The sequence below is a fragment of the Actinoplanes campanulatus genome (assembly GCF_014647795.1).
GTDB lineage: Bacteria > Actinomycetota > Actinomycetes > Mycobacteriales > Micromonosporaceae > Actinoplanes > Actinoplanes campanulatus.
Genome location: NZ_BMPW01000025.1, coordinates 54,090 through 75,632, shown reverse-complemented (window position 1 = coordinate 75,632; position 21,543 = coordinate 54,090). Strand labels below are relative to the sequence as shown.

The 21,543-nt window shown below is 70.3% G+C and carries 27 protein-coding genes; 16 read left to right on the top strand and 11 right to left on the bottom strand.

Annotated features, from left to right (window positions below):
- Nucleotides 1-69: 69 nt before the first annotated feature.
- Nucleotides 70-1,137 carry a hypothetical protein gene (locus IEZ13_RS37950; RefSeq protein ID WP_183226344.1) on the top strand — a complete coding sequence of 356 codons (1,068 nt, stop codon included), beginning with the start codon at nucleotides 70-72 and terminating at the stop codon, nucleotides 1,135-1,137.
- On the top strand, nucleotides 1,134-1,658 hold the full coding sequence (locus IEZ13_RS37945) for a SigE family RNA polymerase sigma factor (RefSeq protein ID WP_183226345.1): 525 nt from the start codon (nucleotides 1,134-1,136) through the stop codon (nucleotides 1,656-1,658). The genes IEZ13_RS37950 and IEZ13_RS37945 overlap by 4 nt, the downstream gene beginning before the upstream one ends.
- A gap of 17 nt (nucleotides 1,659-1,675) precedes the next feature.
- Here the strand turns inward: IEZ13_RS37945 and IEZ13_RS37940 are convergent, their stop codons facing one another.
- Nucleotides 1,676-2,818 carry a carboxylate-amine ligase gene (locus tag IEZ13_RS37940; RefSeq protein ID WP_183226346.1) on the bottom strand — a complete coding sequence of 381 codons (1,143 nt, stop codon included), beginning with the start codon at nucleotides 2,816-2,818 and terminating at the stop codon, nucleotides 1,676-1,678.
- A 224-nt stretch (nucleotides 2,819-3,042) separates the two neighbouring features.
- Here IEZ13_RS37940 and IEZ13_RS37935 point away from each other — a divergent pair, with 224 nt between their 5' ends.
- The 5 genes from IEZ13_RS37935 to IEZ13_RS37915 all read left to right on the top strand — a co-directional run bounded on the left by IEZ13_RS37935 (nucleotide 3,043) and on the right by IEZ13_RS37915 (nucleotide 6,295).
- Nucleotides 3,043-3,243, top strand: a complete 201-nt coding sequence (locus IEZ13_RS37935; RefSeq protein WP_183226347.1) for a hypothetical protein — start codon at nucleotides 3,043-3,045, stop codon at nucleotides 3,241-3,243.
- A 131-nt stretch (nucleotides 3,244-3,374) separates the two neighbouring features.
- Nucleotides 3,375-3,743, top strand: a complete 369-nt coding sequence (locus tag IEZ13_RS37930; protein ID WP_183226348.1) for a WXG100 family type VII secretion target — start codon at nucleotides 3,375-3,377, stop codon at nucleotides 3,741-3,743.
- A complete protein-coding gene (locus tag IEZ13_RS37925; protein ID WP_229795530.1) occupies nucleotides 3,740-5,383 on the top strand; it encodes an alpha/beta hydrolase in 1,644 nt (547 codons plus the stop codon). The genes IEZ13_RS37930 and IEZ13_RS37925 overlap by 4 nt, the downstream gene beginning before the upstream one ends.
- A 20-nt stretch (nucleotides 5,384-5,403) precedes the next feature.
- Nucleotides 5,404-5,841, top strand: coding sequence for a hypothetical protein (locus IEZ13_RS37920; protein WP_183226349.1), 438 nt, complete (start codon nucleotides 5,404-5,406; stop codon nucleotides 5,839-5,841).
- 94 nt (nucleotides 5,842-5,935) lie between these two features.
- Complete coding sequence (locus IEZ13_RS37915; protein ID WP_183226350.1) at nucleotides 5,936-6,295, top strand: STAS domain-containing protein; 360 nt, start codon at nucleotides 5,936-5,938, stop codon at nucleotides 6,293-6,295.
- A gap of 114 nt (nucleotides 6,296-6,409) precedes the next feature.
- Here the strand turns inward: IEZ13_RS37915 and IEZ13_RS37910 are convergent, their stop codons facing one another.
- Nucleotides 6,410-6,721, bottom strand: coding sequence for a hypothetical protein (locus tag IEZ13_RS37910; protein ID WP_183226351.1), 312 nt, complete (start codon nucleotides 6,719-6,721; stop codon nucleotides 6,410-6,412).
- A 312-nt stretch (nucleotides 6,722-7,033) separates the two neighbouring features.
- On the opposite strand from IEZ13_RS37910, the gene IEZ13_RS37905 reads away from it, so the two are divergent.
- Together IEZ13_RS37905 and IEZ13_RS37900 are read left to right on the top strand one after the other, a co-directional pair.
- Nucleotides 7,034-7,513 carry a hypothetical protein gene (locus IEZ13_RS37905; RefSeq protein ID WP_183226352.1) on the top strand — a complete coding sequence of 160 codons (480 nt, stop codon included), beginning with the start codon at nucleotides 7,034-7,036 and terminating at the stop codon, nucleotides 7,511-7,513.
- A gap of 160 nt (nucleotides 7,514-7,673) precedes the next feature.
- Nucleotides 7,674-8,288, top strand: a complete 615-nt coding sequence (locus IEZ13_RS37900; protein ID WP_183226353.1) for a hypothetical protein — start codon at nucleotides 7,674-7,676, stop codon at nucleotides 8,286-8,288.
- A gap of 148 nt (nucleotides 8,289-8,436) precedes the next feature.
- Here IEZ13_RS37900 and IEZ13_RS37895 read toward each other — a convergent pair whose 3' ends face one another.
- Together IEZ13_RS37895 and IEZ13_RS37890 are read right to left on the bottom strand one after the other, a co-directional pair.
- Nucleotides 8,437-8,910, bottom strand: coding sequence for a hypothetical protein (locus tag IEZ13_RS37895; protein WP_183226354.1), 474 nt, complete (start codon nucleotides 8,908-8,910; stop codon nucleotides 8,437-8,439).
- 16 nt (nucleotides 8,911-8,926) lie between these two features.
- A complete protein-coding gene (locus IEZ13_RS37890) occupies nucleotides 8,927-9,781 on the bottom strand; it encodes a hypothetical protein (protein WP_183226355.1) in 855 nt (284 codons plus the stop codon).
- Nucleotides 9,782-10,069: 288 nt separating this feature from the next.
- On the opposite strand from IEZ13_RS37890, the gene IEZ13_RS37885 reads away from it, so the two are divergent.
- A complete protein-coding gene (locus IEZ13_RS37885; protein ID WP_183226356.1) occupies nucleotides 10,070-10,651 on the top strand; it encodes a hypothetical protein in 582 nt (193 codons plus the stop codon).
- 39 nt (nucleotides 10,652-10,690) lie between these two features.
- Here IEZ13_RS37885 and IEZ13_RS37880 read toward each other — a convergent pair whose 3' ends face one another.
- Nucleotides 10,691-11,248 carry a GNAT family N-acetyltransferase gene (locus IEZ13_RS37880; RefSeq protein ID WP_203834052.1) on the bottom strand — a complete coding sequence of 186 codons (558 nt, stop codon included), beginning with the start codon at nucleotides 11,246-11,248 and terminating at the stop codon, nucleotides 10,691-10,693.
- A gap of 72 nt (nucleotides 11,249-11,320) precedes the next feature.
- Nucleotides 11,321-11,713, bottom strand: a complete 393-nt coding sequence (locus IEZ13_RS37875) for a hypothetical protein (protein ID WP_183226358.1) — start codon at nucleotides 11,711-11,713, stop codon at nucleotides 11,321-11,323.
- Nucleotides 11,714-12,094: 381 nt separating this feature from the next.
- On the opposite strand from IEZ13_RS37875, the gene IEZ13_RS37870 reads away from it, so the two are divergent.
- On the top strand, nucleotides 12,095-12,715 hold the full coding sequence (locus tag IEZ13_RS37870) for a TOPRIM nucleotidyl transferase/hydrolase domain-containing protein (protein WP_229795528.1): 621 nt from the start codon (nucleotides 12,095-12,097) through the stop codon (nucleotides 12,713-12,715).
- A gap of 12 nt (nucleotides 12,716-12,727) precedes the next feature.
- Here the strand turns inward: IEZ13_RS37870 and IEZ13_RS37865 are convergent, their stop codons facing one another.
- Complete coding sequence (locus IEZ13_RS37865; protein WP_183226359.1) at nucleotides 12,728-13,189, bottom strand: YdeI/OmpD-associated family protein; 462 nt, start codon at nucleotides 13,187-13,189, stop codon at nucleotides 12,728-12,730.
- A gap of 9 nt (nucleotides 13,190-13,198) precedes the next feature.
- Nucleotides 13,199-13,561 (bottom strand): ArsR/SmtB family transcription factor, encoded by a 363-nt coding sequence (locus IEZ13_RS37860; protein WP_183226360.1) that lies wholly within the window; start codon nucleotides 13,559-13,561, stop codon nucleotides 13,199-13,201.
- Between the two features lie 44 nt (nucleotides 13,562-13,605).
- Here IEZ13_RS37860 and IEZ13_RS37855 point away from each other — a divergent pair, with 44 nt between their 5' ends.
- The 3 genes from IEZ13_RS37855 (at nucleotide 13,606) to IEZ13_RS37845 (ending at nucleotide 16,370) form a co-directional block, all read left to right on the top strand.
- Nucleotides 13,606-14,658: a cation diffusion facilitator family transporter gene (locus IEZ13_RS37855; protein WP_183226361.1), complete on the top strand. Its 1,053-nt coding sequence runs from the start codon at nucleotides 13,606-13,608 to the stop codon at nucleotides 14,656-14,658.
- Nucleotides 14,659-14,666: 8 nt separating this feature from the next.
- A complete protein-coding gene (locus IEZ13_RS37850) occupies nucleotides 14,667-15,053 on the top strand; it encodes a hypothetical protein (protein WP_183226362.1) in 387 nt (128 codons plus the stop codon).
- A gap of 114 nt (nucleotides 15,054-15,167) precedes the next feature.
- Complete coding sequence (locus tag IEZ13_RS37845) at nucleotides 15,168-16,370, top strand: hypothetical protein (protein ID WP_183226363.1); 1,203 nt, start codon at nucleotides 15,168-15,170, stop codon at nucleotides 16,368-16,370.
- Between the two features lie 523 nt (nucleotides 16,371-16,893).
- Here the strand turns inward: IEZ13_RS37845 and IEZ13_RS37840 are convergent.
- Nucleotides 16,894-17,799: an oxidoreductase gene (locus IEZ13_RS37840; RefSeq protein WP_183226364.1), complete on the bottom strand. Its 906-nt coding sequence runs from the start codon at nucleotides 17,797-17,799 to the stop codon at nucleotides 16,894-16,896.
- Nucleotides 17,800-17,930: 131 nt separating this feature from the next.
- Between IEZ13_RS37840 and IEZ13_RS37835 the strand changes: the two genes are divergently transcribed.
- Nucleotides 17,931-18,794: a helix-turn-helix transcriptional regulator gene (locus tag IEZ13_RS37835; RefSeq protein ID WP_183226365.1), complete on the top strand. Its 864-nt coding sequence runs from the start codon at nucleotides 17,931-17,933 to the stop codon at nucleotides 18,792-18,794.
- Nucleotides 18,795-18,934: 140 nt separating this feature from the next.
- Here IEZ13_RS37835 and IEZ13_RS37830 read toward each other — a convergent pair whose 3' ends face one another.
- Together IEZ13_RS37830 and IEZ13_RS47085 are read right to left on the bottom strand one after the other, a co-directional pair.
- Complete coding sequence (locus IEZ13_RS37830; protein WP_183226366.1) at nucleotides 18,935-20,059, bottom strand: MFS transporter; 1,125 nt, start codon at nucleotides 20,057-20,059, stop codon at nucleotides 18,935-18,937.
- Nucleotides 20,056-20,256 (bottom strand): hypothetical protein, encoded by a 201-nt coding sequence (locus tag IEZ13_RS47085; protein ID WP_229795526.1) that lies wholly within the window; start codon nucleotides 20,254-20,256, stop codon nucleotides 20,056-20,058. The genes IEZ13_RS37830 and IEZ13_RS47085 overlap by 4 nt, the downstream gene beginning before the upstream one ends.
- Nucleotides 20,257-20,315: 59 nt before the next feature.
- Between IEZ13_RS47085 and IEZ13_RS37820 the strand changes: the two genes are divergently transcribed.
- Nucleotides 20,316-21,506 carry an ROK family transcriptional regulator gene (locus tag IEZ13_RS37820; protein ID WP_183226367.1) on the top strand — a complete coding sequence of 397 codons (1,191 nt, stop codon included), beginning with the start codon at nucleotides 20,316-20,318 and terminating at the stop codon, nucleotides 21,504-21,506.
- Nucleotides 21,507-21,543: the final 37 nt, after the last annotated feature.

Here is a 21,543-nt window from a genome sequence, read left to right as displayed (position 1 = left end):
GCCCGGCTCGTCACCGGTCTCGGCGGGATCGATGGAACCGAACGGTCGGTCGATGCCTTTCGGATGGGTATGACAGAGCGCATCAGCGAATTGCTGAACGAGGCGGTGGCCGACGTCGAACCGGCCACTGTGGATCCGGTCGGGGCGGTGCTGCGGCGCGGCCGGTCAGCGCGGCGACGGTCGGCCCTGATCGCGGCCGTGGTGTGCGCCGGGCTGACCCTCAGCGGTACGGTGGTCGGCGCGCGGTTGGCCGACGGGCCGGGCGTCGGGGTCGCCGGGGCCGTGCCTGAAACACCCTACGTCGACGGCCGCACGGTGGTGGCCGGCGCGGTGCGGTTGCCGATTCCGGACGGTTGGCGAGCCGCCACCTCGGACCAGCCCTGCACGGACACGTCGAGGACGATTCTGATCCGGGTCCACGACAACGAGCGGTGCGGGATGTCCGCGGTGGAGATCTTCAGTACGCCGGTGACCATGGCCGGCGGCAGGGTGACCAACCTCGGCAGTCACGTCATCCCGGGCGGCGTGGTCGCCCCGCCCGCCCTGATCACGCTGCAAGGCGGCGAACCGGGGTGGCTGGAACGAACCGCCGGCCGGGAAGATGTTCCTCATCCCGCCGTCTCGCTGGCTCTGCCCTGGTCCCAGGTCAAGTTCCTGTTCCGCCTCGACAGTGCCGCCGCAGGCGAGTTCATCGCCTCGATGCGGAGTGCACCGGTCGGCGCCGGAACCCTCGCGGTGCCCCGGACCGCGGCGATCGCCGACCTCGTCATCTCGGACGCCTCCGGCGGGGTGCGGCCGGAGGACATCGGCCGGATCCGGGCGCCGGAGACGATCGCCCGCCTTCTCAGGCTGTTGCGTGAGCAGCAGGACGCGGTCGCCGACGCGGAGGCGTGCGCCGGTGCCGCGCAGGCCACCGCGGAGATCACCATCAAGGCCGCGGAGAGTGTTCCCTGGGGAACCGAGCCCTCTCCCGTCCCGGGGCCGTCCCCGGCCGCGGCGCCGAGGGACACGACCGTCGTGGTGATCGCTCTCGGCGGCGACTGCCAGGAGGCGGTGTCGTCGCACGGTGGACGGGTGCGGCTCAGCGCCGAGACGATTGCCGAGCTGAAGAACGTCTACGGGATCGGGGCGCGATGAACGAGGCACCCGACTTCGCGCAGTTCGTCACCGCCCGCTATCCGGCCCTGGTCCGCTACGGCACGCTGTTGACCGGCGACCGCGGCCACGGCGAGGACCTCACCCAGGAGTCGCTGGTGAAGACGTACCGGGCCTGGCGCAGGTTGTCTCCCGACGGCGACCCGGAGGCGTACACCCGGACGGTGATGGCCCGGGCCGCCTGGCGCTTCGGCCGCCGGCTGTGGCGTGGGGAGATCCCGGCCGCGACGCTGCCCGACCGTACCGCGGCCGGCGACGCCTACGCCCGCCACGACACCGCCGAGGCGGTGCTGGCCGCCCTGCGCGCGTTGCCCACCGGGCAGCGGGTCGTACTGGTTCTGCGCTATTGGGCGGGGCTCTCCGAGGGGGAGATCGCCGCCCAGTTGGGGTGTTCGACGGGCACGGTGAAGAGCCGGGCCAGCCGTGCCATCGCCAGCCTGCGCCGTGCGGACGGGCCGCTGGCCGAGGCCTTCGCCCACGCTGAGACCGGCTCGGCTCGATAGCTGCCCCGCGAGTCGGCTCACCCTCCCTGGGTCCAGGCGGCCAGAGCGGCCAGCACCGTGCGGATGTCGCCGGTCGCGTGCAGGATCGCCCGCTGCCGGGTGGCGCCGTCACCGATGTCGCGCAGCCGGTTCAGCCCGTCCAGGACCAGTTCGAGATCGCCGGTCTCCAACAGTGCGGGGCTGACCGTGGCGAAGAACTCGTCCACCAGCTCCCAGGCCGGGCGGGCGCGCCCCAACCGTAGGTCGATCAGGTCACCGCTGAGCCCGTCGCGGGCCGACCGCCAGTTCGCCGCGTCCAGTACGCAGTCGCGGGGACGTGACGCCGGCAGACCGGCCCGGATGTCGGTGATCGCGGTGGCGACGGCGGCGCGCACGAGGGCAGTGACCAGAACGGTGTCGTCGACGTCGGCGCAGACATCGCCCACCCGGATCTCGACCGTGGGATAGGTGGGGGAGAGCCGGGCGTACCAATAGATCGACGCCTCGTCGAGGACCATCTCAGAGGAGATCAAATCCGCGACGGTACGCCCATAGTCCCTCGCGGAGGCGAAATAGGGAGTCGGGCCGATGCTGGGCCAGCGCAGCAGCTGTACCGACCGCCAGCTGGCGTGCCCGGTGTCGGCGCCCAGGAACAGCGGTGAGTTCGACGTCAGAGCGCGGATCACCGGCAGCCACACCTGCAGGTGGTTGCACACCTGGACGGCCAGTTCCCGATCCGGGACACCGACGTGCACGTGCAGTCCGCAAGCCGCCGGATCATGGGCCACCGGGCCGTACTTCTCGGCGAGATGCTGATAGCGCTGCTCGCAGGGCACGCCGACGTCCGGTTCGGCCACCGGTGTGGCCGCTACCGCCACCAGCCGTGCTCCGGCGGCCTCAGCGATGTCGGCGGTGGCCCGGCGTTGCGCCGACAACTGTGCACGCACGTCGCGCATGCCGGTGCAGACGCCGGTGACCAGCTCGATCATGCTGCGCCGCATCTCCCGCCGGCTGCGCCGGTGGAGCGATTCCGGCAGCGCCGCCATCACCTGGTCGGCGACCGGCAGGTTCGCGCCGGTGGCCGGGTCCAGCAACAGGAACTCCTCCTCCACGCCGACGGTGAGCACCGTCGCCGTCGCAGGCCAGGTGACCGTCCTGGCCGCGGTGATCATGGATGTCATGGGCCATCGTTCCTTTGTCACGGGCGCCGGGATGCCGGCGCGGCAACGCTGGCTACCCGGGCCGATCACCGCCAAACGAGCGAGCGCCCCCGGCAACCGGGCCGCGCGTTCCCCCCGGCGCGTCCTCCGTTCCCCGGAAGGTTGTGAAGGAGGCCGGGCGGGGTAAGACTGGGAGTGGTTGATGACCCAGCCGGTACTTCGCGTCGTTCGCGAGGAGATGGCTGGTGTCCGAATTTCTTGAGCGTGACGAGTGCGACCCGCTGCCGAGATTTGAGTATTTCGGCTGGTCGCAGCGCCGCGTCGGTGACGACGACGTGATCTGCCTGACCGGTGAGTTCGACCGCGATGTGGCCACGGAGTCGCGTCGGTGGCTGTTGAGTGTCGCCGCGTCGACTGCGGCCTCCCGATTCGTGCTTGACAACTGACCGAACCGGCGAGGTGCCCGTGTAACAGGTCCTCGACGTCGGCTTCACGCCGTACACCCGGATTTGCTTCTTGATCGTAGTCTCTCCTGACGTTGTCATCGTGCGGGGGAGGTCGGGGTTTGCATCCGGATGTGCACATCGACGTGGAAGGGCTACGCCGGACCGGGGTCCGGGTCAGCACGCCGCTGATCGCGGTCGACCAGGCCATCGAGCAGGCGGTTCCGCGGCTGACGGTCAGCGGCCCGGCCGCGGAATGGGGCACCGCGCCGGTGCTGGCGGAGGCCGCGGCGGGCTGGCGGACCCATCTGAACGGGCTGGCCCAGCGGGTGCGGAAGCTCGGCGATGACCTCGTCGCGAGTGCCGACGAGTACGAGGCCGCCGACCGGGCCGCGGCGGGATCCTTCAACGTTCCCGTGCCGTCACCGGCGCCGACGTTGACCTACGACTTCCCTGTCCCGTCGGCTTCCGACGGCCGGAGCCCACAGGGGGACGGCCGATGACGGTCACGCTTGCGCTGCTGAGGGACACCGACCCCGCCGCTTACGCGGAGGCCGCGGACGCGTGGGGGCGGCTGGCCGAGGCGATGGACGACCGGCTGGACGAGTTCGTCGCCGACTCCCGTGACCTGTCGACGGTGTGGCCGACCGGGACGGAGGCCGAGCGGCGGGCGGCGGCGCTGCGGGTGGAGATCGCGAACACCCACGAGCCGTGCCGCCGGATCAGCCAGGCGTTGCGTGCCCATGGTGACGCGGTGTGGCAGTTGCAGGGGATGCTCGGGGCGATCGTCGCGGAATGCGCGGGCAACGGCCTCACCGTCGACCTGTTCACCGCGACGGTCTCGGCCGTGCCGGGAAGCGTCACCGACACCGCGCAGGCGGCCCGGATGCCGGGCCTCGTGCAGGGCTACAACGAGCAGCTGCGGGACCTGGCCGCGCGGGCCGTCCAGCTCGACGAACAGACCCGCGCCGCGGTGCGCGCCGGCATGCATGGGACCGGTGGGCCGGGCGCCGGGCCGGAGTTCGCCACGTGCACTCCGCTGGACGAGGTGACCGGCAAGAGCCCGGCCGAGGTGTACGACTGGTGGCGGTCGCTGAGCCGGGCGCAGCAGGACCAGCTGATCCGGGACTTCCCGGAACGGATCGGCTGGCTCGACGGGGTGCCGGCCGCGGACCGCGACGAGGCCAACCGGACCGCCCTGGATAACCGGAAACAGCAGGTGTTGCAGCAGCTCCAGCAGCCCACCCTGGAACGGGACGCGTTGGAGAAGGAGCTGCGCAACATTCACAAGGTCGAAGAGGCGCTGAACCGGCTCGGCGACAAGGGCTTCCTGCTCGGGGTCGACGCCGGGGCGTACGACGGGCACGGGAAGCTGGCCATCGCGGTGGGCAATCCGGACACCGCCCGGCACGCCGGGGTGTGGGTGCCCGGTCTGGACTCCACCCTGTACGGCGACATGGACACCAACCTGGACCGGATGATCCAGATGAACCGGGAGGCGGACAGGCTGACCGGTGGGCGGGGCGGTGACGTGTCGACGGTCTACTGGCTCGGCTACGACGCGCCGGATCTGGACAACCCGTCCGTGCTGTCGGAGGACCGGTCGGTGGCCGGCCGGGACCCGTACCTGAATTTCATGAACGGCCTCCGCGCCACCCACGAGGGCGATCCGGCGCACCTGGTGGCGATGGGTCATTCGTACGGGTCGACCGTCGTCGGGGAGGCGGCCAGAACCGGCGGCCTGCCCGTGGACGACATCGTGGTCGCCGGCAGCCCCGGTATGCACGTCGACGACGCGAGCCAACTGCACGGCGACTCCCGGCACGTCTGGGCGGGCGCGAGCAGTACCGATCCGGTCGCCGATGCGAAGTTCCTGGCGCCCTGGGACAAGATCATGGTCGGGGCGGCGAGTCCCGTCGCGGGTGTGGCGCTCTGGGGTGCCGAGACCGCGGCCGACGGCACCCACGGTGATGCGCCGACCTCGCCCGGGTTCGGCGCCAACAACTGGGTGGCCGACACCGGCGGGCACACCAGCTACTGGAATCAGGGCAGCGACAGCTTGAAGAACCAGGCTCGTATCCTCGCGGGCATGTACAGCCAGACGACGCTCAACAGCGGCGAGCGCCCGGAGGACATTCGTTGAGATCCGTCAGAATCGGCGTCGTGGCCGTTGCCCTGCTGTTGTCCGTCACCGCCTGCTCGGGAGAATTCGTGGAGACAAAATCCGAGGCCGACACGACCGCGCTGGTGCAGCAGCACGCTGACGCGATCGCCAAGACCATCGGCATGCCGCTGCGCAACCCCGAGACCGGGCCGGCGCCGTGCACCGGAGAACTGGGGGAGAGCAGCAGCGACGTCTACAGCATCCTCGGGACCTACAACGTCGACGTGCCGGCCGGCGAGAACCGCCAGGCGACCGTCGACCGGGTCCGCGCGGAGTGGGCGGCCCAGGGCCACACCGTCACCGACGACCGCAAGATCGGCGCCGACCAGGCGGTCCTGACCGCCGACACGGAAGACGGCTTCAACCTCGACGTGGAGAGCACATCCGGCAGCGGGCTCGCCGTGTTCGTGCACTCGCCCTGCTTCAGCCGACCCTGACCGTCATCCGTTCGGCGTATCGACGTTTGATCATGTAGGGGCCGGATAACCTGCGGCAGTTGCACTACGGCAACGAACGCGCCAGGAGGCCCCGATGGTGACGCCTTTCGCCGTTACGAGACGCGACGACGGCGCGGGGGTGCACCGGCTGATGATCGTGGGTGAACTCGATCAGGACACCAGCGACGGCTGTGCCGGGCTCATCGCGTACGCCGCCGAACAACACGACGCGGCGGAGATCGTGGTGGACCTGCGCCGCGTCACGCTCCTCGCCGCTGCCGGGGTTCGTGCACTGCTGCGCGGACGTGAGGCCACCCTGCAGGCAGGCCGGCGGTTCCGGGTGATCAACGCGACCGGCATCGTCGATCAGGTGCTCCGGATCAGCGGGGTTCACAAGACGCTGGCCGTGACCGCCGAACCCGGCCCCACCTGCCATCAGTCAAAGGCATCTTGATCTGGTCCTGCTCTCGCACCTGCACGGTGATCACTTCGATCTGGCCTGGCTGGGCGCCTCAAGGCGCACTGACTCCCGCCGACCGCGACTCACCGTGATACGGAACGCGTCCTGTCAATCCGTGGGGCCATGGTTGGCCTCGGAACCAGCGGAGGCGCCATCACGTCTCATGGCGGTGATGATGCGACTTCGGCTTTCCTCGGTCTTGGTGTTGGCGACTCTGATGTCAGCTTGTACGACTTCCGCCAATCCCTCCGCAGCAGGATCTGATGGAGACGTCCGGACCGAAGCCAGTTCACCGGTGAAGACGAGCGCACCCGGTGAAGCTGCTGCTGTCTGGTTCCTCAAGCCGGACCAGAGTCTTGAGAAGTCGTCCACGAGGTTCACCGCGTTCGTCTCACGGTTGGGGTGCAACAGCGGGATCACGGGGCAGGTCCTGGCACCGAAAATCCACATCCGCGAGTCGGAGGTCGTCGTGACTTTCACGGTCGCGCCGATGCAGCCTGCTGCTGCGACATGCCCCGGCAACGACCAGGTTCCCTACGAAGTCGATCTCGGTGAACCACTCCGGGGCAGAGCACTTGTCGATGGTCAGTGCCGGCCTGGCGGGGAAGCGGTGAACACATCGTTCTGCGTTCCTGACGCCACGCGCTTCAAACCTTGATGCCAACCAGGGCGTTCCATCCGTCGTCACGTCCCTGACCTGCCCAACGGGCAGAGTGCTTTACATTCGGCGGCATGCCGGTTGTGTTCGAGTATTCGTTCACCGTGAACCCGCAGTATCGGCTTTTCACGATCTTCGATCCGACCTGCGACGAGGGCGAGAACTTCGATGCGGCCCGGCGGACTCTCGGGCACGGGTCTTTCGCGTGGGGTCCCAACGCCGTCGTCGCCCGCGCGATCGATACCGGCACGGCGTCCGTCGCGGTCGAGGTCTGGGACGATCCGCCGGGTACGCCCGGGGGAACGCCGGACGAGATCGCGGTGGCCGAGCTGGCCCTGCCCGGCGGCCGGTTCAGCTCGATCCAGGCCCTGGAGCCGGCCGTCCACGTCGGAGTCGGGCTGCCGACCGGCGCCGGCACGTACGGCACCCGGATCGCGGCGTACAACCGCGGCGTCTCCGGCGGGTTCGCGCCGGAGGACGCCGGGCCTTTCCCCGGCCGCTTCGAGGCGTACCGGTTGCAGCTGTGGAAGATCTCGGAGTGGAGTCCCTGGTAGTGGTGTAACGCGGTTGGCGTGATCGTCGGAGTCGATCCGGCATGCAGCTCCGTGTTCAGTCAGATGTTCACCCGACGGTCATGCATCGAGGCTTCACGAACCGGCGTTCATCGATGAAGGTGAGATCGCAACGTACTTGATCTAGAACGGGGAGATCACGATGACCGTACGCATCGGACGGATGCGGGCCGCACTCGCCGCACTCCTGGCCACCTTCGCCACACTGGCGACCCTGGGGATGGCAACCCCGGCCCAGGCCGTATACCCGGCGAACGGCTGGTACATGATCGTCAACGACTACTACGACGGCTTCAACGACTACACCTACTGCCTGAGCACCAACGCGACCGACATCGGCTCCAACACGCACGCGGTCTACCTGGCCCGGTGCAACTCCAGCACGCCTGCCCAGTGGTGGTACTCGCAGCGCACCACATCGACCAGCCCGGACAGCATCTACCTGGTGAACTACCAGAACTTCGGCAACGAGGTCTGGGAGCTCAGCCAGAACGGGACAAAGGCGTACACGGCGCAGGTCAGTTCCTCGGCGAGCCACCGGTGGGACCTCGGCGACGCCGCCACCACCTCCGGCCGGCGCCTGGTGCAGGGCTGGACCGGGACCCAACCCTCGCTGAGCGCGTCACACAACAACCCGGACATCGCCGGCACCTTCAACGTCTACGTGACCGAGGGCGCCACGGTGGCGCAGCACTTCTGGCGGTACGAGCGCCTCGGCACCCGCCCGTCCTGCTCGCCCTGCGGCGCCGGACGCTGAAACCGGTGAGGCGCTCCGGCGGCCGACGCGCGTCACGGCACTGTCGGCCGGCGTAGTGGATGCGGGGCGGTCATGCCCGCCCCGCATCACGTGTTACGGAAAGCTGATCAGGAGCAACACGTGACCCGATCGACCGACGAGAACGGGCCTATCCAGGCAGCCGCTTGACGGAGATCGCCACGTCTTCGATTTCGTCCCATGTGACGGTGCCGTAGTGGTAGTCGTCGTTCTTCTCCCAGAGGAACCCGGCCGGGATGGTCTGAGCCATGTCCGCGTTGTCCCCGCGCCACCAGGTCGCGCGCACCATGCCACCGTCGCGGGCTTTCAATTCCAACAGGCCGCCGGCGCGGTGCCGGGCCGTCGTGGTGAAGAAGACCCGCAGAGCAATTCGCTCGTACGGCACGCGCGTGACCCAGCGCCCCGACGGCTCCTCACCGGCGCCGGGATGGTCCGGGCGCACCACCACGGTGAGTCCGTCGGCATCGCCGGACGAGTACGCCTGCTTGAGCAGTTCCCCGTCCACCAGCACGTACCGGCCGTCGAGCACGCCGTCACGGGCGAGGGCGCGCGAACGGGCATCGAGGAACGCGGAGTCTCCGAGATCGACTGCGGCCGTACCCATTCCGGCATGCTATCGGCTACGCATGAGGCGCCGGTTGGGTGAGGGCGACAAGCCGGTCGAAATAGTTCTCCCACAGTTCCAGTTGCCCGGCCATGATGATTCCCAATGCGCCGAACGTCAGGCTTTGTGGCAGGCGCCGCGACGACAGGTTGACCATGTGCGGGTTCGCGAGATCCCAGACCGGGTGCGTACGAAGCTGGTTGACGACATGCGCGTCGACGCGGAGGGTTCCGCCCAGGTCGACTGGTCTGCCGGCGATGTCGAGCGCCCCGAGCACGGCGACGAACACCTGAGCGGAATTGACTCTCAGATATACCTGCAGCGCGCGACGCCACTGTTCGAGCCCGGTCTGTCGCGCCACCCGCCGAAGACGCTCAAGGCTCATAACCTTGAGAGAGTCGATCAAGCTCGCATCGCCGCTGAGCTCCGCAACGCGTACCCCATTGTGTATTTGATCGAGAATCTCGTCGGGCAGTCGCAGGCCCGCGGCGAGCCAGTTGATCACGTCGTCGGTCACCGCGTCGTCGCCGGCCAGCACGTCGACCATGCCCGAGAAGCCGGAGCGGATCCGGGTGGCGGAGGGCTCGGCGCGAGCCGGCCCGCCCTCGACCGCCTCCAACAGATCCTCCCAGCGTACGGGTGCGATGGCGCGAGCCTTGCGGATACGGTCGTGTCGCTCCTGCCAGGCCTGATCTCCGCTCCCTCGATCGATGCCGAACTGGCGGCCGACCTCGGCCAGGCAGTCGTCGATCGCACGTCTCGCTTCGTCGTCGCCGACGGGGATCCCGAGTGCGAGACGCTCGATGGGATGCGATCCGAAACGCCGGGCGCCACGCCTGGAGGCGCCGGCCAGCATGATCGCCCGCTGCACCGTCTCCTCGTCCGGGGGCTCGGAACGGGCGCCTCGTCCTCGGCCCAGTCCATGACGTACCGGTCTCGGAAGACCCCCGGCCGCCCGCCACCGCTCGATCTGGTATCGCGAAACCGTCACACCGCGACCGGCCAGCACCGCGATGAGCTGCGCGGTTGCGCCTCCGACTGCTCCGCGCGGCACGGCCCCTCCTTAGAACCCCGCAAACTTCCTGCGAAACGCCAATATAGGCCGTGGCGTAATCGAGTGGCGCCGGGTCTCGCCCGGAAGAGACGGAGGAGTACGTACGTGTTGTATTGGCAGCTCAGCGACGGCCACCGCCACTACGACCTGACCGCAACAGCGGACCGGGAGACGCTCACGGTGGAGGTCACGGGCGCGGACTCCGATGGACGGATCATCGCGCACCTCAACGGGACCATCCCACGCGCAGATCTGACCGTGTTGGCACGGCTGCTGGCCGCCGCCGCCGATCCCGGGGCTCAGCCGCAGAGCATGCGGACGCCGCCGGTCCAGCGGGGGCGCAGCTGGTCAGCGGAGGAGACCGTGCTGGTCACCCGTCTGCACCGGGACGGTGCTGAGGTCGAGGACATCGCGGCATCGCTCGGCCGGACGGCGAACAGCATCCGGTACAAGCTCCATGCTTTGGGCCTCGGCCCGCGTCCCGGTCCGAAGCAGCCGCCCGCCTACACGATGGACGACCTGCGGCAGGAGCATCCGAACTCCCACCGGCGGTGGACGCCGGAGGAGGAGCAGCGGCTTGCCCGCCGAGCCGCAGAGGGCGCGACCGTGCCGGAGCTGATGGCCGAGTTCGGCCGCAACGAGAACGGCATCACAGCACGCCTGGCCCGCCTCGAACAGCGACCTTGATCGCTCCAAGTGAGCGGGCCGTGATCGGCGAGGATTCCGTCAAGCGGTCCACTGCTCCTTGGTGATCTCGTAGCGCACGCCCCCGTTCTCGGCACCCTCGATCATCAGCATGTCCGGGGGAGTGTCGAGGGTGGCCGTCATCGTCATGCCGACCTTCTCCATCACCTTCCGGGAACCGTCGTTCACGGTCATCGTCTCGGCCCAGACCATGCGTACGCCAAGGTCGGTGAACGCTCTGTCCAGCAAGGCCTTCGATCCTTCGGTGGCGTATCCCTTGCCCCACTCCGCCCGGCGCAGCCGGTAGCCGAGTTCGACCTCGTCCAGCGGTCCTCCCCGCTCGGGACGCAGGAGGAACCAGCCGACGAAGGCGTCGCGGTCCTTGTCCTCCGCCGCGAATACTCCGAAGTCGCCGCCCCACCTCTCGTAGCCGGCGAGGATGCCGGGCAGGTCGCGCTCGCGGATCTCTTCCGGGGCGGTCGGCTCGCCGCCCGTCAGGTAGCGCATGACGGCCGGGTCGCTGTCCAGTTCGATCAGCAGGTCAGCGTCGGCGGCGGTGAAGCGGCGCAGGGTCAGGCGTTCGGTGTTCAGGTAGTTCACGAGCGCATTTTGATCTAGGTACGCGGAAAGGACCAACGCTTTTGCGGCCCTTTGCTTCGGGGTGGGCCGAGCTCAGTGTCCCTCGCCCAGCAGGGTGTCGGGATCGAACAGGTCGGCCTCCATCCGGGCGATCAGGTCGGCGGCGATCAACTCGGCGACCGGTCCCGTCTCGGTGGAGATCAGCAGGTCGCGCATGTCCTCGAGGCTGATCAGCGTGATCAGCGGCATACCCGGGACGGGTGCCAGGTCGGGCCCGTACAACGCCGCGTGCTGGGCGGAGACCCTGATGACGCCGGCGAACGGGGGGTACACCTGCCACCGGTAGCCCGACGGAAGGACGAGCGCGACCGCCGATTCGGGTCGCAGGACCTGGATGCTGATGCCGTCACGTTCGCCGAGCAGCTGCTGCAGGGCCTGGTGCAGGGCATCGACCGGCGATGCGGCGGCGGCCACGTTCTCCGTCACGACCAGTACGGCATTCTCCGTACACGCGGAACACGCGAAATCCAGGGCGAACGTATCGACGACCGCCTCGACGATCCGGTGCACGCCGCAGCTGGCACAACGCTCCCGCCTCGGAGCCCGTGGGGGGTGGGAATCCGACATCTGCGCCTCCTCTACCTGGTGTCAGCAACGATTGGTGCGGTGAATCGCACCGGGCGCGCTCGACGCCAGCCCGATGACTCCTCGGATGACGGACGATTACGCTGACCTCACCAACGGCCGACAGCCGGCGAACTTGAACCATTGCGGGGAAGAGAAGACAGCCCGTTCGGGGGCGCTGTTGACCGCGGTCCGCGGCATATCGGTTGTCCGTTGTCGTCCGCGAAGCCGATGATGGCGACCATGCCACCGGAGTGGAAGGACCGTCGCCGGGAGCGCGACCGCCGGGTGCTCGCCGGGTATGTGAGCGGACCGGCCGCCCCCGTCGAGGCGACGGCCCGTGCGCTGGCGAAGGCCGGCACCGCCACCGCGTTGATCCTCGTCGAGGGCATCAGCGACCAGATCGCGGTGGAGACGGCAGCCCACCGCCGTGGCCGCGACCTCGACGCCGAGCACGTCACGGTCGTCCCGATCGGCGGCGCCCACGCGCTCGGGCGGGTCCTCGGCGAGCTGGACACCCGGGTGCTGGCCGGCCTCTGCGACCTGCGTGAGGCCGGCATCTTCCGGCGCGGGCTCGGCCCCGCCCGTACGCACGTCTGCGTCGACGACCTGGAGGACGAGCTGATCCGGGCCGTCGGCACCGACGTCTTCGCGGCGCTCATCGACGCGCAGGGTGACCTCGGCTCGTTCCATGCGCTGCGGAACCAGCCGGCCTGGCGCGACCGGTCCGTGGACGACCAGATGCGGCGGTTCCTGACCAGCGGCTCCCGCCGGAAGGCCCGCTACGCCCGGCTGCTCGTCGAGGCGGCCGTCGACCGGGACGTCCTGCCGAGACCCCTCGACGACCTGCTGTCCAACGCCTGACCCGGCGGGCGATCAGCGATGCCGGCCCGCACGGAGCATCTCGACGGTCTTGGTGACCCGCTCGGCCCGGGTGGCGTCACGCTTGGCCTCGGTGATCCAGCGGACGAACTCCTTGCGATGCGAGTAAGCCAGTTTCTCGTACGCCGCCTTCGCCGCATCGTCGCCGGCGAGGGCGGCCGCGAGCTCCGGCGGCACCTCGACCGTGCGTTCCCCGGTCTCCGCGGCGATCGACACCGGGTAGGCCACGCCGATCTCCACCCCGGCCCGCTCTCGCGCCGCCTTGGCCAGCCCGATCAGGTTCTCGCCACCCATCCGGGCCAGTCGCAGTGGCAACGTCACGTCGCGCACGGTCACCAGCACCGGGAACGCCTTGCGCCCCTCCCCGACGGCGGCGGCCTGCTCGTCGGAGAGGACGAAGGCGCCGCCCGGGCCGCGTGCCTCCAGCGTCAGGTTCAGGTTCAGGGTTTCGGCCACCCTGCCACCCTAGTGCGGTCTGATCGCAGGGCGGGGCGCCCGGTGCTCGGCCGTGTGCAGCGCCTCGGTGACCAGGCGGCCGATGTGTGGGTCGGCGAGCGCGTAAACCTGGCGGCGGCCGTCGCGGCGTACCGTCACCAGGCCGGCCAGCCGCAGCTTGCCGAGGTGCTGGGAGACCGCCGGGCGGGCCGCGCCGACGGCGGTGGTCAGTGCGGTGACGTCCTGCTCGCCGTGTGCGAGGCAGGCCGCCAGCCGTAGGCGAGTGGGGTCGGCGAGCATCCCGAGCAGCACCGTTGCTGCCTCCACCACGGCGTTACCGGGAACGCGTTTCTGCAGGTCATTGGCATCTGCAACGTTGTCGCGTGCGCGCATGAGCACATATTATGGGCCGTCTGGACCACGAGGGAAGGCGCGCGATGTCCGCCCACGAGCACCGCCACGGCACCCATCATCACCATCACCGTGACGGGTGGCGGCAGCGGATCAAACACGTGGTCACCCCGCACTCACACGACAGCGCTGACAAGGTCGACTCCGCCCTCGAGGCGTCCCGCGAGGGCATGAGCGCTCTGTGGATCTCCCTGGTCGGCCTCGGCGTGACCGCGCTGCTGCAAGCGGTCGTCGTCGTCCTCTCCGGCTCTGTGGCGCTGCTCGGTGACACCCTGCACAACGTCGCCGACGCGCTCACCGCTGTCCCTCTGGGCATCGCGTTCTGGCTCGGCCGGCGGGCCGCCACCCGGGCCTACACGTACGGGTTCGGCCGCGCCGAAGACCTGGCCGGCATCGTGATCGTCCTGGTCATCGCCGCCTCCGCGGTGGTGTCCGCCTGGTTCGCCGTCGACCGGCTGCTCGACCCGCGAACCATGACCCACCTGCCGTGGGTGTTCGCCGCCGGGCTGATCGGGTTCGCCGGCAACGAGATCGTCGCCCGCTACCGTATCGCCGTCGGCCGCCGCATCGGCTCGGCCGCGCTGGTCGCCGACGGGTTGCACGCCCGCACGGACGGCTTCACCTCGCTGGCCGTCGTCCTGGCCGCCGGTGGGGCCCGGCTCGGCTGGGGCTGGGCCGACCCGGTTGTCGGCCTGGCCATCACCGCCGCCATCGCCTTCGTGCTCAAGGACGCCGCCCGCGAGGTCTACCGGCGGCTGATGGATCGCGTCGACCCCGAACTCGTCGACCAAGCCGAACAGGCGCTGCGCGCGGTTCCCGGCATCCGCGACGTCTCCGGGCTGCGGCTGCGCTGGATCGGTCATCGCCTGCACGCCGAGGCCGCCATCGTCGTCGACGCCGGGTTGAGCCTGCTCGCCGCCCACGAGATCGCCGCTGACGCCGAGCACCAGCTCACCCACGACGTGCCCCGCCTCACGGCCGCCACCGTGCACGTCGACCCGGACAGTCACCCGGGCGACCAGCACCACCACGAGTTGTCACACGTTCGGCGCGACCGTCTCGCCGCATCGTCTGGTTAGCTGGAGACGTGACCGCGCGCCCGCACGGGTTCGCCCGGGCCGGCCGGGAAAGCCCGGCCGGGCTCGTCGCCGTGGTCATGATCGTGTTGCTGCTCGCGGCCGCCGCGCTGTTCTCCGCGGCCAGCGCCCACCATGCCGCCGGTGGCCATGTGCACATCGAGCCCACGACCGGCGCGGTGGTCGCGGTCCACCACCACGAGACCGTGCACGAGCACCAGCACGGCAACACCTGGACGCCGCACCTCACCCAGCGCATTCGGGTGACCGCCGATGCCGTGCTCCTGGCCGTGATCTCGGCGGTGCCGGCGCTGATCGATCAGGGCGCCGCCGCCACCGGGACGGCCGCCGCGGCACCGGGCTCACCGCTGAGCCTTCTGGGTGTCCTGCGCATATAGAACCACGTCTTTCCCGCATCTTCTCGAGCACGACCTCGCGCCCGTGGCCTGACGCCGCCGTGGCGCCTGCCCGCGTTCCCGCAGATCAGAAGGACGAGAGGGACGTCGACTCCGATGGTCAACTTCCAGCCGTACAAGCCCTGGGCGTTGCTCGCACTGGTGGCCGTTGCCGTGACGGGCGCCGGAATGTTCGCACTGCGAGCCACCACGACTCCGCCCGCCACCATCGCTGCCACCCCGGCCTGCCCGACCGAACAGTCATCGGCAGCCGTGCTGCCGGTGTCGCACTGGGAGAAGCGGTACCTCGAGACCTGGCAGTTCGAGCGCACCGAAGCCCTACCGGCCAGCCGCACACCCGACAGTTGGAGCCACTACGACCTGTCCTACTCCGTCGACGCCAACACGGCGATGTTCCGCGCCACCGGCAACACCCGGTATCTGGACCGGGCGCTGGAGTACATCACCGGCGTGGTCTCCACCGCCCGGCCGTCGAAGGAGCTGCCGACCAGCCAGTACCGCGACGGCTACCTGGGCTGGGTGTCCCACCGGGAGGACCTGCGCCCGGCCGGCGTCGAGGTGCCGCTCTACGAGAGCTATTTCTGGCGGCACGCCACCACCACTCTGCGGATCATGCGGCAGGCCCCGGCCGTCCACGGCGAGCCGAGGTACCGGCAACAGTACGAGAAGCTGCTCGCCTTCGCGGAGAGGAACGTCTTCGACAAGTGGCACGCCAGAGGGGCCGACGACAACATCTACCGCAACCGTACGCACATGGCGGCGCACTGGGCGGCGATCGCCCTCAACCTGGCCGCGATCACCGATGATCCGGCCCGCCGCGACCGCTATCGCCAGGTCGTCGACGACATCGACCGGAAGCTGCCCAACCATCCGACCGGGCTGCGCGGCCAGATGCGACCGCACCCGGAGGAACCGTCGGCGTACTTCTGGAGCGACGAGTGGGGCGCCACCGAACGCCCCGGGCAGGACGTGAGTCACGCCAACGGCGTCCTGTCGTACGTCGTCGAAGCCGCCGACCAGGCCGACTTCTGGACCGGCGCCGACATGATCGCCTTCGGCAACCTCCTGACGAAGGTCATCTGGCCCGGCGGCAGCCGCTATGCCGCGTACGTCGACGGCAGCGGCACCGACAACGGCTGGTTCTCCGACGGCCTCGTCAAGCTCGGCCGCTACGACCCCACCGTGCAGCAACGCCTGGAACGGCACGAGGTCGTCAACGGACAGTTCGCGGCCAACATGGCCCTCAACGCCACGATCCTGCAGCGGCCCCGCACGCCGGACCCGGCCTGTCCCGCCTGAACCGGTGGACGAAGCACGGCCGGTAGAGCCTGCGGCGTCGTCACGGCGTCGCAGGCCCACGGTTGTCGCGCCTACCCCGCTGACGCGGCGGCGCGCCCGGCGGCACGTCCGGAGAACAGGCAGCCGCCGAGGAACGTACCCTCCAATGATCGGTAACCGTGCCCGTCGGCGAGGCCGCCGCCACGCTCGGCCCAGCCCACCATCGGGAACCACTGCATGCCGAGCCCGGCCGGCCAGGAGCGCTTCTCACCGGCCGCGAAGTCGACATAGGCCTGGGCCCATTTGTACGCCCAGTGGTCCGGCCCGGCCGGGTCGTCGGCGCCGCGGTCGAACCCGGCCGTGCCCAGCCAGTCCTGCCAGGCCAGGTCGTGACTGTCCGATGGGTTGCGCGGGAATTACGCCCCGGTGACGAAGGCCGTCAAGCGTTCGGGCGATCATTCCCGTCAGTGAAAAACCTCGCCGGTATCTGACCCGCTGATGCTCTGGTTCCAGCGGCTGCGGACCGGCGTGCGATCGCGCCAACTCACGGATAGCTGATGCCGGTCAGGTTCTCGGCCGCTGCCCAGAGCCGCTTACCGACGGCCGGATCGGTCGCTTCCCGGCTGAACCTGGCCTCGGCGACCGGGCCACGTGTCTCCCAGAGCCGGCCCGGGCCGAAGAACTGGCCACCCCGCACCCCGGGTTCGGTCGCGGCGCGCAACTGTGGCAGCGCGCCCTGCTCCACCGGCTGGGTAGCCAGCAGGCCGAGCGACGCGATCAGTCGTCCGAGCCGGCCGCGGTGCTCCCAGGCACGCGGAGTCAGGTTGGTCCGGGTGAGACCCGGGTGGGCCAGTGCGCTGACGATGGGCAACCCGGCGGCACGGAGGCGGCGGTCCAGCTCGACGCCGAAGATCGTGGTGGCGAGCTTGGACCGACCGTACGCGGAAGGCGCCCGGTAGTCCCGCTCGAACATCAGATCATCGAAGTCGAGGTGCGCGTTCCTGTGGGTGATCGAACTGAGGTTGACCACGCGGGCTTGCCGGGCCGTGGCCAGGTTGCCGAGCAGCAGGCCGGTCAGCGCGAACTGGCCCAGCATGTTGGTGCCGAGGTGCAACTCGAAGCCGTCGGCAGAGGTACGGCGCGGGCCCAGCAGAACCGCGCCGGCGTTGTTTACCAGAAGGTCGAGCGCCGGGTGGTCGGCGGTCAGCTTCACGGCGAAGGCCCGCACGGAGGCGAGGGAGGCCAGGTCCAGCTCGCGCACCTCGACGACTCCACCGATCCGGCGGGCCGCCTCCTCGCCGGCGGCGGTGTTGCGGACGGCGAGCACGACGTGGGCGCCGCGGTGGGCGAGTTCGGCGGCGGTGACCAGACCGAGGCCCGAGTTCGCGCCGGTCACGACGACGATCCGGCCGTGCTGGTCGGGGATGTGGTCGTTCGTCCATCCGGTCATCTGCTGCTCCTGGAGGTGTCGGAGTGGTAGACCGACGACGCTAGGGGCGACGCGAACCCGCTCGGTCGTTCCCGGTTGCCTAGGTCCACGGGACCTACCCTCGGTGGTCCGGGCCGCGGCACACTTACGGCATGAGCAGCCCTCATCCGTACGCCCGTGAGCTCGGAGATTTCCTGCGCGCCCGGCGTAACAGGCTGCGCCCACACGACGTCGGCCTGGAGCCGGGCGGCCGGCGCAAGGTCACCGGGCTGCGGCGCGAGGAGCTCGCTCTGCTGGCCGGCCTGAGCACCGACTACTACCAGCGCATGGAGCAGGGCCGGGAGGTGCGCCCGTCCGACGACGTCCTGGAGGCGATCGCCGGCGCGCTCGGCCTCGACGACGGGGAGCGCCGGCACCTGTTGACCCTGGCCCACGCCGCCCGCCGACCGGTGGTCGCCCGGCCGGCCAACGAACCGGAACGGGTGCCGGACAGCACCCGGCGGCTGCTTCGAGTGATGCAGACCCCGGCGGTCGTCCTCGGCCGGCATCTCGACCTGCTCGCCTGGAATCCGATGGCCGAGGCGCTGCTCGGCGACCCTGCCGGCCATCCGCCCGACCGGCTCAACATGCTCCTGCTGATGTTCGACGACACGTTGACCAGTGAGCGCAGTTGCTCGGATTGGGAGCGACAGGCGCTGGACTACATCGGCATGATGCGTGCCGCCGTCGCCACCGACCCCACTCATCCCCGCGCCACCGCGATCGTCGGCGAGCTGAGCATCCGCAGCGCCGAGTTCCGGCGGCTGTGGGCACGCCACGACGTCCGCGAGTCGGTCCGGGGCACCAAGACCTTCCGGATCCCCGAGGTCGGAGACATCGTCCTGGACTGGGACACCTACCCGCTGCCCGGCAACCCCGGCCCGGTCATGCTCGTCTTCACCACCGAACCGGGCAGCGTCGACGCGGACCGGCTACAACTCCTGGCATCGTTGCACGCGACCCGCGCCGCCCGCTGACGAGTGCAGCCCGTCTCCGTACCCGTGATCGAATTTGAGAAAGTTCTCGGATCTGGCACGCCCAGGATGCCGGACCACCCGGCCGGCGTTCTGGTCGGCGAGATGCGGTGTGCTCGCTGAGATGGTGAATCGCTGCTGGTTCAGCGTGCGATATGGGTTGTCGCCGGGTCGATGGGGTTGTTCACGGGGACGCTGCGGGGCCGCAGGATCAGCAAGGCGGCGAGCAGTGGCAGGGTGATGAGGAAGGCGGCGCGCAGTTCGACGATGTCGGCCAGGGCTGCGAGGGCGGCGGGTGCGGTGATGATCGCGATGCCGGAGGCCAGGGCGCCGAGTGGGGCGGCGTGGGCCGGTCGTAGGCCTGGAGTCCCGGTCAGTTCTGCCAGGGTCACCGGGTACAAGACGGCGACGCCGATGCCGGCGACGGCCAGTGCGGCCGTGACCAGGCCCGGACCGCTTGCGGCGGTGGTGCCCGCCGCGCCCAGGGCGATCACGGCGGCGCCGGCCGGGACGACCGGGATCCTCGTCATGACGGTGGGCCCGAGCAGGCGCCCGATCGCCATGCCGAGGGGGAACGCGACGCCCAGTATCGCGGCGGTTGACATCGTCACGCCGGTGTCCTGGAGCCGGGCCACCGCCCAGATGGTGAAGCAGAATTCGACGGCGACCGCGAGCACGATGCGGGTCCAGCGGCGTGTCAGGGATCCGAGTGCGGGGCGGTCCTGTGTTCGGTCCGGCGGATCCGCGGGCACGGTGCCGCGGGCCGGGACGATCAGCGGCAGCAGAGGCGGAACGACGATCAGCATCGCCAGGCGTCCGCTGGCTCCGGCGGCGTCGAGGGCGCCGATCGCGGCCGGGGAGAGGACCGCGGCGGTGCTGGCGGCGGCGCTGACCCGGGTCAGGCGCAGGACGGCGTCGGGGCCGGTGAGCAGGGCCGGGGTGGCCAGTACGATTCCGGCGCCGCCGAGTCCGATGAGCAGGGTGCCGATCGTGGCCACCGCCAGGTCGGGTGCCAGTGCCAGAACGGTCGCGCCGGTCGCGGTGGTGAGGGCGCCGGCCCGCAGCGGCAGATCAGGGCCGGCGCGCAGCAGTACCGGTCCGGTCGCCGCGACCGCGATCAGGCCCATCCCGAAGGAGGTGGAGAGCCAGGTCAGCCGCTCGATCGGGATGGCCAGGTCGCGGGCCAGGATGACCAGGCAGGCGCCGAGGCCGGTCAGCAGGAATCCGAGGGCGGCTTGCGCCGTGCCGACGCGCAGGCCGGTGCTCACGAGGCCAGCAGGGTTGCCAGTTGTCCGAGGTGCTCGAGGCGTACGTCGCCGTCGAGCCCTTTCAGTGCGGCGGTTGTGGCCCCGGCGGCCCGCCCGGCCTGCAATCCGACGTCGGCGTCCCGTTCGACGGCGGCGTCGGAGTCCACCAGTGTGCCGTCCATGTCCAGCAGGATCGCGTCGATGTCGGCGTGTCTCATCGTCCAACCCCCAGTTATGCTCGGATCCCGAGCATAAGACGGAAGGTGGCCGCCCCGCCATGCCAACCGTGTCCCGACGCAGTGCCGCGACGGCACGCTGGCACACCGCCGCGCAGGTGCTCGCCGTGATGCGCCAGCACCCCGGGATCAGCCGCGCCGCGATGGCCCAGCGGATCGGGCTCACCCGCGGCCTGGCCACCGAGGTCACCGCCCGGCTGCGAGCGGCGCATCTGCTGACCGAGGAACCGGCGCCGCTGAGCGGCCGGGGCCGTCCCACCACCGTCCTGCGGCCACACCCGGAAGGCCCGGTGGTCCTCGCCGTCCACCTGCGGCACGAGGAATGGCACTGCGCGGTCGCCGCCCTCGACGGCACGCTCGGAACCGTCGACATCCACCGTCACGACACCGGCAGCCCCGATGGCCGCTCGCCCGCCGCCGTGTTGGACGCGATCCGCCGTACCGTCGAGCAGACGTACGAGCGTTACGGTCACCGGCTACGGGCTGTCAGCCTCGCCGCCCCGGCGGCGATCCACTCCGGTCATCTGGCGCAGGCATCCACTCTCGGGTGGGGCCCGGTCGACACCTCCGTGCTCACCGCTGGACTCGGCGTACCCCTGCTGGTGGGAAACGACGCGACCCTGGCCGGCGTCGCCGAGGCCCGGACCGGCGCGGCCGTCACCGCGGGCACGGCGCTGCACCTGATCGTCGAGGTCGGCGTCGGCGGCACGCTGACCGTCGACGGGCACCCGGTCACCGGTGGGCACGGGGCCGCGGGCGAGTACGGCCATCTGCCGTTCGGCGACCGTACGCTCGCCTGCCCGTGCGGCGCGCGCGGCTGCTGGGACCTGGAGGTCGACGGCCGCGCACTGGCCCGGCACCTCGGCGAACCCGAGCCGGGCGACCCTCGCCGCCATGCCCTGGCTGTGCTCGGCCGTACCGATGACTCAGCCCGCGAAGCTGTCGCCGCGGTCGCGGCCTCTCTGGGCGCGGGCGTCGCGGCCCTGGTCAATGCGCACGACCCGGACATCGTCACGCTCGGCGGTCTGGCGATCCCGTTGCGGCGTGCCGCCGCCTTCGGGGTCGCCTACCGTGATGGCCTGATGTCGCTGCACCGGGCTGATCCGGCCACGATCGTCGACGCGGTGCACGGCGACGACGGCCCTCTGCAGGGAGCCGTCGTCCTCGGTCTCGACCACGCCACCAGCGAACCCGCCATCGCCGACTGGGCTGACCGCCACCGCTCGCGATAACAGTGCCACGCTCGCCCGATCGGCGAAGGTGGCCTGA

Coding starts and splice junctions, on each gene's coding strand:
- IEZ13_RS37950 (WP_183226344.1), top strand. CDS start 70: ATGACAGAGCGCATCAGCGAATTGCTGAACGAGGCGGTGGCCGACGTC.
- IEZ13_RS37945 (WP_183226345.1), top strand. CDS start 1,134: ATGAACGAGGCACCCGACTTCGCGCAGTTCGTCACCGCCCGCTATCCG.
- IEZ13_RS37940 (WP_183226346.1), bottom strand. CDS start 2,818: ATGACATCCATGATCACCGCGGCCAGGACGGTCACCTGGCCTGCGACG.
- IEZ13_RS37925 (WP_229795530.1), top strand. CDS start 3,740: ATGACGGTCACGCTTGCGCTGCTGAGGGACACCGACCCCGCCGCTTAC.
- IEZ13_RS37915 (WP_183226350.1), top strand. CDS start 5,936: ATGGTGACGCCTTTCGCCGTTACGAGACGCGACGACGGCGCGGGGGTG.
- IEZ13_RS37905 (WP_183226352.1), top strand. CDS start 7,034: ATGCCGGTTGTGTTCGAGTATTCGTTCACCGTGAACCCGCAGTATCGG.
- IEZ13_RS37900 (WP_183226353.1), top strand. CDS start 7,674: ATGACCGTACGCATCGGACGGATGCGGGCCGCACTCGCCGCACTCCTG.
- IEZ13_RS37895 (WP_183226354.1), bottom strand. CDS start 8,910: ATGGGTACGGCCGCAGTCGATCTCGGAGACTCCGCGTTCCTCGATGCC.
- IEZ13_RS37870 (WP_229795528.1), top strand. CDS start 12,095: ATGCCACCGGAGTGGAAGGACCGTCGCCGGGAGCGCGACCGCCGGGTG.
- IEZ13_RS37860 (WP_183226360.1), bottom strand. CDS start 13,561: ATGCGCGCACGCGACAACGTTGCAGATGCCAATGACCTGCAGAAACGC.
- IEZ13_RS37855 (WP_183226361.1), top strand. CDS start 13,606: ATGTCCGCCCACGAGCACCGCCACGGCACCCATCATCACCATCACCGT.
- IEZ13_RS37845 (WP_183226363.1), top strand. CDS start 15,168: ATGGTCAACTTCCAGCCGTACAAGCCCTGGGCGTTGCTCGCACTGGTG.
- IEZ13_RS37840 (WP_183226364.1), bottom strand. CDS start 17,799: ATGACCGGATGGACGAACGACCACATCCCCGACCAGCACGGCCGGATC.
- IEZ13_RS37835 (WP_183226365.1), top strand. CDS start 17,931: ATGAGCAGCCCTCATCCGTACGCCCGTGAGCTCGGAGATTTCCTGCGC.
- IEZ13_RS47085 (WP_229795526.1), bottom strand. CDS start 20,256: ATGAGACACGCCGACATCGACGCGATCCTGCTGGACATGGACGGCACA.
- IEZ13_RS37820 (WP_183226367.1), top strand. CDS start 20,316: ATGCCAACCGTGTCCCGACGCAGTGCCGCGACGGCACGCTGGCACACC.